11 protein-coding genes and 1 pseudogene are annotated in these 15797 nt (G+C 47.1%); 3 read left to right on the top strand and 9 right to left on the bottom strand.

All coding sequences use genetic code 11. The annotated features are described in order from the left end of the window. The first annotated feature begins 67 nt into the window (after positions 1-67). Complete coding sequence (locus tag ABZM97_RS04100) at positions 68-784, top strand: YjjG family noncanonical pyrimidine nucleotidase (protein ID WP_087992513.1); 717 nt, start codon at positions 68-70, stop codon at positions 782-784. 101 nt (positions 785-885) lie between these two features. Beyond that, on the top strand, positions 886-2115 hold the full coding sequence (locus ABZM97_RS04095) for an MFS transporter (RefSeq protein WP_087992512.1): 1230 nt from the start codon (positions 886-888) through the stop codon (positions 2113-2115). A 79-nt stretch (positions 2116-2194) separates the two neighbouring features. Here the strand turns inward: ABZM97_RS04095 and ABZM97_RS04090 are convergent, their stop codons facing one another. The 7 genes from ABZM97_RS04090 to cypD all read right to left on the bottom strand — a co-directional run bounded on the left by ABZM97_RS04090 (position 2195) and on the right by cypD (position 12778). Then, positions 2195-3130, bottom strand: a complete 936-nt coding sequence (locus ABZM97_RS04090; RefSeq protein WP_087992511.1) for a putative nucleotide-diphospho-sugar transferase — start codon at positions 3128-3130, stop codon at positions 2195-2197. Positions 3131-3144: 14 nt separating this feature from the next. Then, positions 3145-4308: a glycosyltransferase family 2 protein gene (locus ABZM97_RS04085; protein ID WP_367387251.1), complete on the bottom strand. Its 1164-nt coding sequence runs from the start codon at positions 4306-4308 to the stop codon at positions 3145-3147. Positions 4309-4336: 28 nt separating this feature from the next. Next, positions 4337-5248 (bottom strand): putative nucleotide-diphospho-sugar transferase, encoded by a 912-nt coding sequence (locus ABZM97_RS04080; protein WP_202328406.1) that lies wholly within the window; start codon positions 5246-5248, stop codon positions 4337-4339. A 23-nt stretch (positions 5249-5271) separates the two neighbouring features. Continuing rightward, positions 5272-6240, bottom strand: coding sequence for a GDP-mannose 4,6-dehydratase (locus tag ABZM97_RS04075; RefSeq protein WP_202328306.1), 969 nt, complete (start codon positions 6238-6240; stop codon positions 5272-5274). A gap of 6 nt (positions 6241-6246) precedes the next feature. Next, a complete protein-coding gene (locus tag ABZM97_RS04070; RefSeq protein ID WP_087992507.1) occupies positions 6247-7011 on the bottom strand; it encodes a glucose-1-phosphate cytidylyltransferase in 765 nt (254 codons plus the stop codon). A gap of 234 nt (positions 7012-7245) precedes the next feature. Then, positions 7246-9165 (bottom strand): lipoteichoic acid synthase LtaS1, encoded by a 1920-nt coding sequence (ltaS1, locus tag ABZM97_RS04065; protein ID WP_087992506.1) that lies wholly within the window; start codon positions 9163-9165, stop codon positions 7246-7248. A gap of 427 nt (positions 9166-9592) precedes the next feature. After that, positions 9593-12778, bottom strand: a complete 3186-nt coding sequence (gene cypD / locus ABZM97_RS04060) for a bifunctional P-450/NADPH--P450 reductase (protein WP_367387250.1) — start codon at positions 12776-12778, stop codon at positions 9593-9595. A 148-nt stretch (positions 12779-12926) separates the two neighbouring features. On the opposite strand from cypD, the gene ABZM97_RS04055 reads away from it, so the two are divergent. Then, positions 12927-13997, top strand: coding sequence for a DUF3900 domain-containing protein (locus ABZM97_RS04055; protein WP_087992504.1), 1071 nt, complete (start codon positions 12927-12929; stop codon positions 13995-13997). Between the two features lie 142 nt (positions 13998-14139). On the opposite strand, the pseudogene ABZM97_RS04050 reads toward ABZM97_RS04055, so the two are convergent. Then, a pseudogene (locus ABZM97_RS04050) lies at positions 14140-15130 on the bottom strand (DMT family transporter). Continuing rightward, positions 15130-15774 carry a Bax inhibitor-1/YccA family protein gene (locus tag ABZM97_RS04045; RefSeq protein ID WP_087992502.1) on the bottom strand — a complete coding sequence of 215 codons (645 nt, stop codon included), beginning with the start codon at positions 15772-15774 and terminating at the stop codon, positions 15130-15132. The pseudogene ABZM97_RS04050 and the gene ABZM97_RS04045 overlap by 1 nt, the downstream one beginning before the upstream one ends. Positions 15775-15797: the final 23 nt, after the last annotated feature.

The following is a 15797-nucleotide window of genomic DNA, read 5'->3' as shown; positions in this document are numbered from 1 at the left end:
CAGCCGGCTTTTTCCTTTTTTTATGTGCTATACTTTGAAGGACATATGCAGAAAGGGAGACAAACCGATGAAACAATACCGCACTTTATTATTTGATGTAGATGATACCATCCTTGATTTTAGAGCGGCAGAAGCATTAGCGCTGCGTTTGCTGTTTGAAGATCAGAACATTCCTTTAACAGATGAAATGAAGATGCAGTATAAAACAATCAATCAAGGTCTCTGGAGTGCCTTTGAAGAAGGAAAAATGACACGGGATGAAGTCGTGAACACCCGTTTTGCCGCTTTGTTCAAGGAATACAGTTATGAGGCGGACGGCACCTTGCTTGAGCAAAAATACCGTAGCTTTCTTGAAGAAGGGCATCAGCTTGTTGACGGCGCCTTTGATCTCATCTCAAACCTGCAGTATCAGTTTGATTTGTATATCGTGACAAACGGCGTGTCTAAGACGCAGTACAAGCGTCTCCGTGATTCAGGATTATTTCCGTTTTTTAAAGATATTTTCGTATCTGAAGACACCGGCTACCAAAAGCCAATGAAGGAATATTTCGATTACGTGTTTGAACGGATTCCCTCATTTTCAGCAGAGCACGCATTAATTATCGGTGATTCGCTGACTGCCGATATCAAAGGCGGACAGCTCGCCGGGCTTGATACTTGCTGGATTAACCCTGACATGAAGCCGAATAAGTCAGAAACAGTGCCAACTTATGAGATTCGTAAGCTTGAAGAGCTGTATCACATTTTGAATATCAAAAATAACGTCAGCTGCTCATTAGGCTGATGTTTTTCTTTTTGGAGAGTCTTTTTACCTCTTGATAAATTCTTCACCTTATGAATAATATGGTGGTATGCTTTGGTTATATATGTAAGGAGGAAACTCAATTGGCTATCGCCGCCCCGTTAAAAGAAAAAACCGTTCAAAAACCAGGCACCACGGTGTATCCGATTTTGGTGATCATTGGAATCTGCCATATGCTCAACGATTCGCTGCAAGCCGTGATTCCGGCCATGTTTCCTATTTTGGAACGCTCCATGAGCCTGACGTTTACACAGCTCGGCATCATCGCTTTCACATTAAACATGGTGTCATCTGTGATGCAGCCTGTCGTCGGCTGGTATACCGATAAACGGCCGCTGCCTTACGCGCTGCCAATCGGCCTGACCGCCAGCATGCTCGGCATTTTTGGCCTTGCATTTGCCCCCTCATTCATAACGATCTTATGCTGTGTGTTTTTCATCGGATTAGGTTCGGCCATTTTCCATCCGGAAGGCTCCCGTGTGGCATACATGGCCGCCGGCACAAAACGCGGGCTCGCCCAGTCGATCTATCAGGTGGGCGGAAACTCAGGCCAGGCGATGGCGCCTCTCATCACCGCGCTGATCCTTGTGCCGCTCGGGCAATTCGGCGCCGTTTGGTTCACGCTTGTCGCCGCGCTTGCTGTTATGTTTCTGCTTTATATTGCGAAATGGTACGCCGCACGTCTCGGAAGCCTTACCCAGAAGTCCGGCAAACAAAAGAAAACGGCTGAAAACACGGCCATTACCAAGTCTGTTATTTCTGCTCTTATCATGATTATATTTTTAATTTTTGCGCGTTCTTGGTATATGAGTGCGATCGGCAACTTTTACACGTTTTACGCGATCGATACATATCACGTAAGCATCCAGCAGGCGCAGAGTTATATTTTTGTCTTTTTGCTGTTCGGCGCTGTCGGCACGTTTGTCGGCGGCCCGCTCGCAGATTGTTTCGGAAAACGCTTCGTGATCCTCTGTTCGCTGCTGTGCTCGGCGCCGCTGGCGATTTTTCTTCCATTTGCAGGACCTGTGCTCGCCTATGGCGTGCTCGCATTAATCGGCTTAGTGCTGATGTCGAGCTTTTCAGTAACGGTTGTCTACGCACAGGAGCTTGTTCCCGGAAAAATCGGTACAATGTCCGGTTTGACTGTCGGGCTCGCCTTCGGGATGGGCGCGATTGGCGCTGTAGCGTTGGGCGCTCTGATTGACGCCGCGGGACTGACCCCGACGATGATTGCCACCGCCTTTCTCCCTGTGCTCGGCATCCTAGCCTTCCTATTGCCGAGCGATCAGAAGCTGAGAGAATGGCATAAGTGAGCACCAACGCGCAGGACTGACAACGAATGCGAGGGTTTGTCGACACGCTGAAAAACCCCTGCCATGCGGCAGGGATTTTTTAATCGAGCTGTACAAAATGAGTATCCGGCACCGCGTGCTTTGGAATAAAACCGTCCGCAAAGTCCGGGAACGCCGCCTGTATTTCGTCAATCCATCTTTTCAGGTTTAACACATACGGCATATAAATCATTTCAATTGCCGCTTCGTCTTCAATCTGATAATACCAGCAAAGATTAAACTCTTTTTCCGTCACCAATGTAAACCCGGAGAAATGATAGAACACCAGCGGCGTTTCATCGACATACACGCGGCCGTCCTTTTGCCCGACCTTATAGTTTTCGATATTCCAAAGCGCTGTATTGGCCCCGATTGATTTGACAATATGCACATCCTTATACTGCGACGGCCACTTCTCCACATACCTTTGGTCACCGTATGTCTTTCGTTCCGTATTCATTTCTACTGTACAAAATGCAATGCAGTCCTGTCTCCACTGCCACACCGCTTCATATGCTTCTTTCGTATTCGCGGCACCGACAAAGCCTGTGTTAAAGCGGCCGGTCCGTTCATAGTAGGACAGGAACCGCGGCGAGTTCCGGTGATCAGTCAAATATAGAGAAGCCGCTGGGTTTTCGGCAAAAATACATGCTGGATCAGAAAAGAAAAACAGATCGGTATCCATATGGGCAAAGTATTCCGCATCATTCCATTTGCTCATAACATGGAACAAAAAAGCGGGTTTTAATGTCCAGCAATATTCATGAAACGTTCGATTGCTTTTCGCTTTCAGCAGCTCCGGGTCTTCCATTTCATGCAGCTGCACAAAGGTCACATGCTCCCATGGCACGTGCTGAAGCAACTCATACGCTTTTTGATCGACACACAGCACATACAAATGAAAATCATCGCAATGCTCATGGAGCGAATGAATCATCGGCATGAGCTTAAAGATATGCGTCCTTGACACTATTGTTGAAAAATGAAATGTACTCACCATACCACATCCAATTATCTAAGATCCACGTGCAGCAAATCGTTGACAAGCGCATACAGCGCGTTGGCGAAATCATTTACGCCAAGCTTTTTCTTCGCTTTTGGCAGAAGCTTACGGACAGTTTGTAAATCAAAGTTTTTCGCCGTCACCCTAGGGGCTTTCTTTTGCCAATCCGGGTCAATGTTGCGTTCTTTGACAACATGAAGCAGCTCAAGAAACAGATTCAGCAGCAAGTCGTATTTGCGAGCTTCCAAAAGCTTTTGAATATCAGCCATGATGCCGTTCGTCATGTCAGGCGGGAACGGCCCGTTAAAAGCGAGATGAACGTCTAAGGAGCGGATGTTGTTGTATTTATCGCACATGTAGGCAATATTTGCCCGAATATCGTCTACCGACTTACAATTGCTCGGGTGCTCTTGATGAACACTGACAATATCGCGATGCAGCCTGAACGTCAGCCCGGCCTGATGAAGCCTGATTCCGAGGTCATAATCCTCAAATCCGTACCGCACAATGCCTTCATCAAATAAACCGAGGTCAGTCACATGCTTGCGTTTGACAGAGGAATTATTCGTGATAAAAAAGCGCCATGGCATATGGTAGCCTTTCAGGTCATCGCCGTACTCATCTAAAATCCGCTTGAGCACGTCAATAAAGTCGGTATCAAGGTCGAAGCTTTTGTCCAGAAAGCTTCCGTTTTTGATGTCCTCTTCCTTCAGCAGCTTTTGTTTGTCTTTCTTCGGCATTTCGTCTACGAGCTTTGCGAGCTGTTCCTTATGTTCATCTTCAAAGCGTTCATAATAAAAACTGTAGATCCGTTTCCAAAACAAACCGCACACCACAAGATTCTCTTCGTTCTCATGGGCTTTAATATGCTTTGCCACAAGGTCCTTTGCCGCAAGCATATCGCTGTCATGAAAAATCAGGATATCTCCTCTGGCGTTGCGAAGCGCTTGATTTCGTCCATACGCAATGCCCCTGTTTTCTTTAATCCGTGTAAAGATCAGCGGAAAATCTGCTTGAAATGTCTCAAGCATTGGGAGCGTCCCATCCTCAGAGCCATTGTCTGCTACAATGACTTCAAATTCTTCATCGCACTCCTGCTGGTTTAATGACAGAAGGCTGTTATAGAGACGCTCCTTTGAATTATATGCAGGAATAATAACGCTTGCTTTCACTTCATTTTCACTTCCTGTATTTAATCATTTATTTGTTATCATCTTTTGAAGCAAAACCGTCAAATTCAGGGTCTAACGTGTTGATGTGCTGAATGATATGCGGCAGTGTTTCTTGATACAGCTCATGCACAAACGGCAGGTCTGTGCGGGTTGTTTCATGAATCTGTTTGATTTCATTGATGCTGACGATTCGGTATCCGCTGAAATGGTAAAAAATCAGCGGGCTGCCATCCTCCAGCACGATCCTTCCATCCTCCCAGGAAAACGTATGCTGCCCGTAGTTCCAGTGGCCGACGTTGACACCGGGTGTCGTGATGTCACATACGTTCGAAAACAGCCCAGACATATAATCCAAATAGCCTTGATCACCGAATTTCCCTTCACCCGGGGCATTTTTACACTCCTCAAGACAGCGTTCCTTCCACCATTCCAAGCAGTCCGTGCCGTCATCATCACGCTTGAAGCTGATAAAGCCGGAGTTATATCTGCCTAAAAGGCGCTGCAGCATGACAATCTGCTCTTTTTCGAAGGAAGGGATGACGATATCACCCCGTGAAAGCAGCACCGAGCAGTCCGGCTGGTTTTCAAAAATCGGCGATGGATCGGCATAGAAAAAGAGATCCCCGTCAATATACGTCACACGCTCCAGCTCGGGGTTGCTGTTCAGCACAGCTTGCAGGAAGATCGGCTTCATCGTCCAGCAGTACTCGCTTTGATCTCTTGTTTCCTTGAGCTTCAGAAGCCGTTCATTTTCGAGCGCGGACACCGGCACAAGGTTCAGCTGCTTCATCTTCAGTTTCTGTAAGACACGGTGCGTATCTTCATCCATGCATAATGTAAATATAGGGCTGTTTGGATCAACTTGCTCCAACGACTTAAATAAGGCGACTGCCTGATATAATCTCCCTTTTGATAAAACGGTGCAATATGCGCTGGTCACAGTCATGTTCACCTCGTTTCATATTACTTTTTGAAGAATTCCGTATACCACTCAATCGTTTTTTCAAGTCCCTCATCAATGGTGTAGACCGGTGTCCAATGCAGCAGCTTTCTCGCTTTTTCCGCGGATAAATATTGATGTTTGATTTCATTGCTTCCCTGATTCAGCACCTTTGGCTTCAGGCTGCTGCCCATTTTCTTCAATATTTTTTCAACCAGTTCAAGTACGGTCAGCTGAATCTCATTGCTGAAGTTAAAGGCCTCTCCGGCAAGATTGTTTTCTTCCATTTTTTCTGCCAGAAGCAAATAAGCCTGAACGGCATCTTCGATATAAAAGTAGTCGCGGACAAACGTGCCATCGCTGCGGATTTCCGGCGCTTCCCCGTTCAGCACAAGCTGAATCGTTTGCGGAATGATGCGGTTGAAGTTCAAATCCCCGCCGCCGTACAGGTTTCCGCAGCGCGTGATGCAGACCGGAACCCCGTATGTGTGATAATACGTGTGGCTGATCAGATCTGCGCAGCTTTTCGAGACGTCGTACGGATGTTTGCCTTGCAGCGGCATATTTTCATCGTACGGAAGGTTCTCTTGGTCGCCGTAAGCTTTATCACTTGAAGCGACAATGACCCTCTTGATTAATGGGTGCTTCCGGCAGGCTTCAAGAACATTCCACGTACCGAGGATATTCGCTTCAAAGGTGGAAATCGGGTTGCGGTTTGCCACGCCGACAATCGCTTGTGCGGCGAGGTGAAAGACTGTGTCAATTTCATACTCGCCAAGCGTGCGTTCAATCACAGGCAAGTCTTCAAGAGAGCCCCGCACGATGTTCATTTTCTTGATATGTTCTCCCTGATAAAGATTGGATTCCGGCACATGATCTCTGACAAGCCCCGTCACGTTGGCGCCCTGTTCGATCAGTTCTTTCACCAAATAGCTTCCTAAAAGACCTGTACACCCCGTGACAAATACGTTTTTATTTTTCCAGAAACTCAAATCAGTTCACCATACCTTCCATACTTGTTGTCCTTGATCCCACATTTTGTTGACTTCTAAGAGATTTTTATACGTATCGATGGCCGTCCAAAATCCGTAATGGCGGTACACGGCAAGTTCTCCGTCTTTGGCAAGGTTCTTCAGCGGTTCATCTTCGAACATCATGTTCCCGTCCTTCGGCAAATATTCGAAAACCTTGGGACTGAGAACAAAGAATCCGCCATTGATGATTCCGTCACTCGATGTTTTCTCAGAAAATGTTTTCGCCATGCCGTCTTCAACCGTCAAGGTGCCGAACTGCGAGACTTTGTCAATACCGGTGACAGTCGCGGCAGCACCTTTTGCCTGATGATAGCTGATGAGATGGAAAAGATTGATATTGGCCAGCCCGTCCCCATAGGTGAGCAGAAACGTTTCATCGCCGATATAGTCTTTTGCCTGCAAAATTCTTCCGGCTGTCAGCGTGTCTTCCCCTGTCTCCAAAAACGTCATTTTCCACGTTTCAGGCTGCCCCAGCATCTGCACCTCTCCCGTAGAGCTGTCGAGAGTCAGGCTGTTGTGCTTCCATTCATAATCGAGAAAGTATTCTTTGATTTTTTCTCCTTTATAGCCCAAAAGCAGAATAAACTCGTTTACTCCGTAGTACTGATAGATTTTCATAATATGCCATAGAATCGGTTTGCCGCCTATCATGGCGAGCGGTTTAGGAATGTCGTTCGTGACTTCACTCATTCTCGTTCCTTTTCCGCCGCAGAGAATGACCGCTTTCATCTCTACCCCTCATCTCTATGAATATTGAGTTCGAAACCTGGTAATCTTTACAATCTACCAAGGCGTTTCCCCGATAATTTGTCCACTTCAATACCGGTTTCAAATTCTACTGTAATGATATGAGAGAAAGCCGGCCTTGGTGACCAAATGGAATCTATTTTTTCAAGTTGGTTATGTAACCAAAAAAAGAGCCTTGAGCGAAGGCAATGTGCCCGCTCAAGGCTCTTTCTCGTCTTATTTGATTTCTTTTTCCTTGCCGTAATGATAGTCAGACGGATCAACGGCTTTGAAATCACTCAGTTTGTGGAATCTCAGCAAGTCTTTGTACAGGACACTGTCTGAGAGACTCAGCTGCTGGCTCACTCTTGTTTTCAGATTCTTCGTTTCTTCATTCGCTTCCAGTTTTTCACCTGTCTTCGTATCGTAAATGATATTGTCGACTGATGTGTACTTCGGCGTCACGAAGTCGCCGTTTCTGAACGCCACTGTATCATCGTGGTCTTTAGACAATAAATCAGTGCCGAAGTTGATATATTTCTGCGAATCAATACCTTGCAAGTGCAGAAGTGTCGGCATAACGTCAATTTCGCCGCCATACGTATGGTTCACTCCGCCTTTTTTGCCAGGCACGCGGATCATCAGAGGCACGCGCTGGTTCTGCGCGTTTTGGTAATCTGTAATTTCTTTTCCGAGAATCTCTTTCATTGCGCGGTTATGGTTTTCAGAAATACCGTTGTGGTCACCGTAAAGCATAATGACTGAATTGTCATAAAGGCCGGCTTCCTTCAGTTCCTTGAAGAATTGCTCAAGCGACTCGTCAAGGTAACGGGCTGTCTGGAAGTAATTATCAACTGTTTTATCACCCGTTGTCGCTTTCTTAATGGTCGCATCTTTTTCATCCAGGTTAAACGGATAATGGTGTGTCAACGTAATCAAATGCGCGTAAAACGGCTGTTTAAGAGATTCAAGTTTTGGAATCGATTCTGTAAAGAACGGCTTATCCTTGAGTCCCATATTCACGAGGTTTTCTTCAGACATGTCATAACTGCTTGCGTCGAAGAACTCGTCATACCCAATATGTTTATAAACCTGGTCACGGTTCCAGAATGATTTGTAGTCACCATGCATAACAGCGCTTGTGTAGCCTTCCTTCTGGTCTAAAATCGCCGGAAGCGACTGGTATGTGTTTTCGCCCTTCGTCACAAACGCGGAGCCTTCAGGAAGGCCGAAGATGGAGTTGTCCATTGTCAGCTCGGCATCGGATGTTTTTCCCTGGCCGGTTTGATGGAAAAAGTTATCAAAATACATCATATCTTCTGCGCCGTGTGCGAGTTTATTTAAGAAAGGCGTCACCTCTTCACCGTTCAGCTTATAATCAATCAGGAATGTCTGGAAGCTTTCCAGGTGAATCTTAATGATGTTTTTGCCTTTGGCAGAACCGAAGTACTCGGCATTCGGTTTCGCATAATGAGACGTCGTGTAATTCTCGACACTTGTTAAATCATCGCTGCTGGCGTAGGCTCTTTGTGATTCCGTTTGAGCCGTCTGCACACCGTCATAAATGGTGTAATTGTAAAGACCTAAATATTTCACGATATAATTGCGGTCAAACGTTCTTGTCAGCAGCTGCGGTCGGTCTTTTTCCGCATAGTGCAGGTTGATGAAAAACAGTGCGACCCCGGAAAGGATCACCAAAGACGCAAAGCGTTTTTTCATTTTGTATTCTTTTAATTCAGGTCTCCAGATCAATACCGCAATCAAAATCATAATATCTAAGAAATAGAAAATATCATGAGCGGCCATGATGCTGAAAATCCCGTCTCCCATGTTTCCGACGTTGCCGGACTGTTTAATGTTCGGGAACGTCAAGAAATCGTCAAAGAAACGATAGAATAAAATATTCGCGTATAACACAAATGTCATCACAAAATCGATTATCAGCATGATAATCGCTGATTTGCGCCCTTTCGCAAGCAAAGCCAGTCCTAAAAAGAAGACAGCGCTTGAGAACGGGTTAAATACCAGGAGGATCTCCTGGGTTGTGCCTTTTACCCCTAGGTTAAACTCTGCCTTGTAGGATAAATACGTTTTTGCCCAAAACAGTATAACAGCCAGCACAAAAAAGCTAAGTTTGTAAGAGAAAAGTTTCTTCATAGCAACCTCTACTTTCTTAAACACTTTAAGTCTTTATTCATATTTACCTGCTCTTTATCCTGTCTTCCAATTCCTTCTTTCCAAACAAAATCAAGGCATCACACAACAAATAAATACACCGCGGTAAGCCCGGAATATTTATGTTTTGCACCATACCATTTTTATTGCACCTATTTCAGACCAACCATTGGACGAACGAAGCCTTCGTTTCGTTTCACATTTTTTCTCGGAAATAAAAAAGACTTCTTTTGCCATGTGTGCCTTTAAAAAAGAAATAGATACCGAGTATAAGAATAACATAAACTAGCAAAAACGAAAAATAGGTCTTATGGACAGCCCGCCCTTTAGACGGGCTGTGGTGATTGTAGCGTGATCACAATTTTTTTGCAAGGGCAAAAAAAGACTGGATGTCTCCAGTCTTCATGATCTATATCCCTGACCAGACATCTTTAGCATACGCGCCCGTATCCTGCAGATGTTTCAGCCAGTTTTGCGCTTCTTGTTCGCCGGTGCCATGAACAGCCTGATGCGCTTTTTGCAGTGCGGCCTCCACATCTGGGGCCATTTTGCTGCCGTCGCCGCATACGTAGAGCCTGCCTCCGCGATCAAGAATTGAAATTAATGTTTCTGCATGATCAGCCATGAGATGCTGAACATACGTTTTCGGCATGCCTTCTTTTCTGGAAAAAGCTGTGTGGACAGTGGCGATTCCGTCTTTTTCAAACTGCTCAAGCTCATCCCGGTAAATAAAATCACGATCGTTCCTGCATCCGAAATAGAGATGAGCTTCGCCGAGCGTTTTTCCCTCTCGCTTTAAAGCTGCGCGCGCTTGGAGAAAGCCGCGGAATGGCGCTACCCCTGTGCCCGGACCGACCATAATGATCGGGGTTTCCGGGTCTTCCGGAAGCTGAAACCGGGATTCCGGTGTGCGGATAAACATCACGACATCATCACCCGTATGGCGCTCAGCTAAGTCATTTGAAGCCACGCCCCTGTACTCGCCAAGACCGCTCCATGCAGGACCGCGCACAACACCGACTGTAATGGATGCTTGCTCCGGATTCACCCTTGGCGAGCTGGAAATCGAGTAATATCTTGGTTTTAATGGCCGTAAAAGCTCTAAAAATCGTTCAAACGGCATGTCGCACGCTTCATATTGTTCAAGCAGGTCTAGCATGGAAATCCGTTTTTTCAATATGTGTTCCTGGTAGACACCCTCTGCCGCCAGTTCTTCCAATTCGCGTTTATGAGGCGGACAGACAGTAAACGCCGCCAGCTCCCGGATTTGCGCCCTAGTGGCGGCTTCCTGCACCTCGACGCTGTAGCTAAGAAGGTCTTGCAGGCTGACAGGTCGGCCTAAAGGCAAATGCCCCGCACTGCGCCCGCTTGCCGACAGTGTCACTTGGTCGGTTCCCTTCAGACCGAAGCGGTGAAGAATCCGGCTGACATTGGTTTGGCTGTTCCTCGGCAATACGCCAAGATGATCCCCCTCACGATATTCAACCTCCGGCGGCAATGCGATTTCGATATGGCGAGTGCTGCGATCGCTGTCCGCGGACTGGAGTTCACGATTTTCGGCGATAGATGCGTGAACCGCTTCGTACGATCGGGCCAGCGGGGACTCTCCAAGCTCTCTGACAAACTGGAGGCTCAGCGTGCTTCGTTCCTTATCGGCGTTTTCATTAAGCTCCAGTCCGAATGCTTTGATGGCGTCCGCCCACATGCTTTTTTTCCACTCGTCAAGCTGCCCTTCAAAATCACCGCTTACATCACCTTCTCCGCGCGCAGAAAACCGAGTCGCGCCTTTCTCCGCAAGCTGCTCATCAATGAATCTCGGCACGTCCTGATACGTGCTCGCCCAATTATGATCACCGCAGCCAAATACGGCGTGACGGACGCCCTCAAGCTCACCCGGTTTGATCTCTTGAAGCCACTGCACGAACTGCCCCGCATTGCTTGGCGGTTTTCCGTTATAGGAAGAGGTCACAATGACTACCGCTCCCTCTTTCGGCAGCTTTCCAATCTGGTCGTTCAGAGGCGCCACTTCAGTTCTTACGCCGTGAAGACTGGCTGTATCGGCAAGCTCCCGGGCGACGCCTTCCGCGGTGCCGGTATCAGAGCCATACAGAACGAGAAGCGGCCGGTTGTTGAGGCCGATGACCGATGCGCCCTTTGCTTCCGCTTTCTCTTTTTGCTCATCAGACGCCGCCTTGTCAGCTGCCGGGACGTCGGCATGAATGGCTTCCTGGTTCCGTGTTTGAACCCTGATACGAAAATCGCCCGGCTTGAGTGTCAAGGTTTGCTTGATATCAAGCTCATAATTCTCATGATCAATCAACGTGAAATATTTTAATATCATGCCCAGCACAAGTGTGGCTTCATGAAGGGCAAACTGCATACCGATACAGGCCCGCTGTCCATTTCCGAACGGTTTGTACGCATGATGGGGCACCTGGTCCTGCTGTTCGAACCGTTCTGGACGGAATTCCTCGGCATCCTCTCCCCAAGCGTCTCGATCTCGGTGAAGCTGCGGAATCAGCACAGAAATTCTGTCTTTCGTCGTAATCGGGTACTTTCCGCCAATGACTGTGTCTTCCTTTGGATAAAGGCTGAAAGCCGGGGCTGTCGGCCATAAACGCAGGGATTCATTTAAAATCATCCGGATGTATTTCAGCTCAAGCACTTGTTTGTAGGTCGGCGCTGCATCCGTCAGCACCCGGTCGACCTCTTCATACGCCTTTTTCAGTTTGTCGGGATGATTCAATAAAAAGTAGATCGCAAAGGATAGCAGGCCGCTCGTTGTTTCATGTCCGGCAATCAAAAACGTAATGATCTGAAAACGAATATTTTCATCGTCAAGCTTTTCTCCGGTCTCAGGATCTTCCACCTTCAGCATGCGGGCGAGCAAATCTTTTTCACCCTGATCCCCATCCGCCTTGCGCTCTGCAATAATGCTGTCGACTAACGAAAACATCGTTTGAATATCATGATGAAATTGTCGCTTTGTCCTCACCATAAGCTTATCTTGAAAATCAAGCCGCTGCATCTGGTGCATCGCTTCATCGAGCGCGCGCACCATGCTGTTGATAAACGGATGGGGCGTTTCTCTGTAATAGCTGTTAAAGCGATAGTTAAACCCGCACAGCCCAATCGTGTCCAGCGTCAGCCGCGTCATATCAGCGGGAACATCGACTGCTTCATTCGGATTGAGCCTGGCCCACTTTTGGATGAGCTGAACAGCGATATCGACCATTTTTTCATGATAATCCTTCATTGCCCGCTGGCTGAACGTCGGCATCAGAATGTTGTGCGCTTTTCTCCAGTTAGGCTCATGCGTCCAGCTTGTAAACAATCCGTCACCCGAAAACGCGCGAACCTTCTCCAAGGCGCCTTCAATGCTTTTGTCAAATCGCTCTTCATCACAAACCTCCTTCACCAACTCATGGCCGGACACCACAATAGTCGTGCCCGCAGGTGTATGGATTTGAAAAATTGGCCCCTGCTCTTCCGCCAGTTTGATCAGCGAAATCGTCGGTTTGTCTTTATCAATTAAAGGCAGATTGCCAAGCGGCCCAAACGTCTTCGGCTGAGGAATCGGGCTTGTTTCCTTCATCGAACCATTCCTTTCCGTATGAAATGCCTTCTATTGACTACATTTCCCTTTCATGGTGATGATTATTCCGTTCCTCAGATTGACGTATGAACATTGTTTTTTCTATACTTGAGAAGCTGTACAATACGCAAATAAGGTGAGTTCATTTATGGATTTTGAAATTCGATTTTTATCCTTTTATGTCATACAGGTGGAAGGCAAGGATGAGCAGGCGAACAAGCAGTTCAAGCACTTCCAAACCCTTGATACGGGTGAATTTGAAGAAAGCGAGCTGAAGGACTTTCTAGACGGAGAACTGAAAAAAATCGTCAAACGGAAAGCCGACCGCCATCCGCAGTCTGAGCAGGTGCCGACGAAAATCGGCCATTTTATCGTCGAACCCGGCCACGAGCTTGATTCCAACCCGAACTACAACATGTTCAACCGGGCGCGCCTGGCGGAAACAAAAGAAGACTTTAACGAGCTGAGCGAGCAGTTCGTCCGCACGTACCTCGACACGAGCGCGGTCCGCGGCGGCGTGTTCCTTGTGGCTTCGGCCGTTCCGAGAAAATACTTCGACGAGTCGTTTGTCTTTATTATGAAATGTGATTTCGAGCCGAAAGTCGCCCGCATTTCAGACGCGTCTTCTCTCATTAAAAAAGTCGAAATGGCGATTACGACAAAAAACATGAAAAGCATCCAATACCCGTACATGCCGGAGGAAGGAATGATCGAGGAAGGCGAGCTGAAAATCCACCAATCCTCGCACGCCCGCTATTTCGAGGACTTTCTCAAATTCGTCGAGTACGGCGAATCAATGCCGGAAATCATGAAACACCAGGTCATGAACATGGTGCAGGAGCACGTCTACGAGACATTTGAAGACAACAGCGAAGAGCTGAAGCAATTTGAACAAGACATCGAAATTTGGGAAGCAAGCGAAAAACGCGAAATCCAAGAGCGCCTCGACACCCATCAGGTCATCGAAGCCTCCGCCCAAATCATCGAGCACACCCCGGAAGCCCAGCTGAAAATGAAAGTCGGAGATACCGAGATTAAGGGATTGCTAGCTGATTTTGGCGAGTCGATTCATCTCGCAAAAGTGAACGGGCGCTATGTCGCGCTGATTGAAGCCGAAACGATTTCATTTGAGAAGGGCAGTTCCCCGGTGGAGTTTTATAAGCCTGAGGGGCTGCATGAGGTGATTGAGCGGATACGGAATAAAACAGAGCAAGAATAAAAAGTCCAGAATTCAACTCTGGACTTTTCCTATTTAATATCCTTCCCTCAACACCGCAGAGCACTCCCCAATCAGCTCTTCCGCGATCTTTTTGAAAAACTGAGCGTGTTTAAAGACTAAAAAACCCGTCCGACCGGACAGGCTACAGCGTCTTTTCTTTTGAAGCCGGATACGTATCCGGCTGTTTTTTCTTTATGACCGTAACAAATATGCCGCTGATGACGCATACAATGCCGATCAGATGCACTAGCTCAAACGGCTCCTTCAATATCACACCTGACAAAATGACAGCGGAGACTGGAAGAACGGATGTGAAAATGCCCGATACCCCCGCCGTCACCTTCGTCACTCCGCTATACCATAAGTAAAACGCCAAAACGGTGACAAAAAGCGCGTAATACAGCACATACGACCACTCCAAAACTGACGGAACGCTGAAATCAAATGAAGAGGCCTCAACCAAAGCAAACGGGAGAAAAAACAGGAAGCCGAAGAGCGATACGAAGGTTGAAATCGCCAATGCCGAAATATGCGGAGACAGCAGCTTGGCCATCAATGTAAACAACGCTTCGCCTATGACTGCAGCAATGATCAGCATGTTGCCAAATAAGGCGTGCGGCGTCCCGTCTTGGCTCCCTGTTCCAAACAGATTAATCGCCATCACGCCGCAAACCGCAAGCAAAATGCCGATCAACGTCTTTTTCTCTATTTTTTCTCTCAGCAGGAAAAAGGATAAAATACCGATTACCATCGGTGTTGTGCTTGTCAAAATGCCGCTTTCCGTTCCAGTCGTATATTGAACCCCATACAGCAGGCAAATACTGAACAAAAACACGCCTGTGAATGATTGCACCAGCAATACAAGCACATCTTTTTTCGTCAAAGCCGGGAACCCTTTTTCAATGCAAAACAGCAGCGTCAGCAATACAATAGCAGCCAGCAAAAAACGCAGTCCCGAGGATAGAAAGACCGGAATGCGCTCGACCATCAGCTTGCCGACGACGACAGAGCTGCCGACGATTGCCATGGCTGCTGCCAAGGAGACATAAGCGCCTCGTTGTTTTTTCATCATCACTTCACCTGCCTTTTTGAGGTATGGAAAAAGCGCCAATCAATGACAGGCGCTCTCTGATTAATCATCGCTGCTCAAAATGCCGAAGAAACGAAGCAGGTTGATGAACAAGTTGATAAAGTCAAGGTACAGCGATAATGCCATAACCGGAATTAAGTCTTCCGTAATATGGCGGTGTTTGATTTGGTTCAAATCATACAAAATGTAAAGGGAAAAGACGATGGTTCCGATCACGGAATACGCCATCATCGCCGCTGAGTTTAACGGACTGAAAATGTTGAAAATGCCGACCGCTACAAGTGCGAGCACGGCAACTAGCAGAAATGACGACAGGAAGGATAAATCCTTCTTCATTTTCGCGCCGATTGTGCCTAGAACAGCAAAAATGACAAATGTAGAACCAAAGGCTTCAAGCACGACATAGGCGCCGGCGATGGAAGCGTAGTGGCTGACGATCGGAAATAAGGTGATGCCGGAAACAAACGCGAATGTATATACAAACGCATACCCAACCGCTTTTTTTCTGCGCATCCAGAAGGCCAGAATAATCATTCCCACTTCAAGAATAGAAAGCGGCAGCATCAAAGCGGCAGGAACAAATTGGCCGATAAAAAGACCGACAGTCGCGATTAATAATGTGAAAACAAAGACTGTCAAAATACGCTGCATGATCGATTGCTTACTCTCGTGAACCGTAGCTTGCATGTCAAAAATCCTCCCAAAATATG

Source organism: Bacillus vallismortis, from assembly GCF_040784915.1.
GTDB lineage: Bacteria > Bacillota > Bacilli > Bacillales > Bacillaceae > Bacillus > Bacillus subtilis_G.
This window is presented reverse-complemented; position numbering and strand designations above follow the sequence as displayed.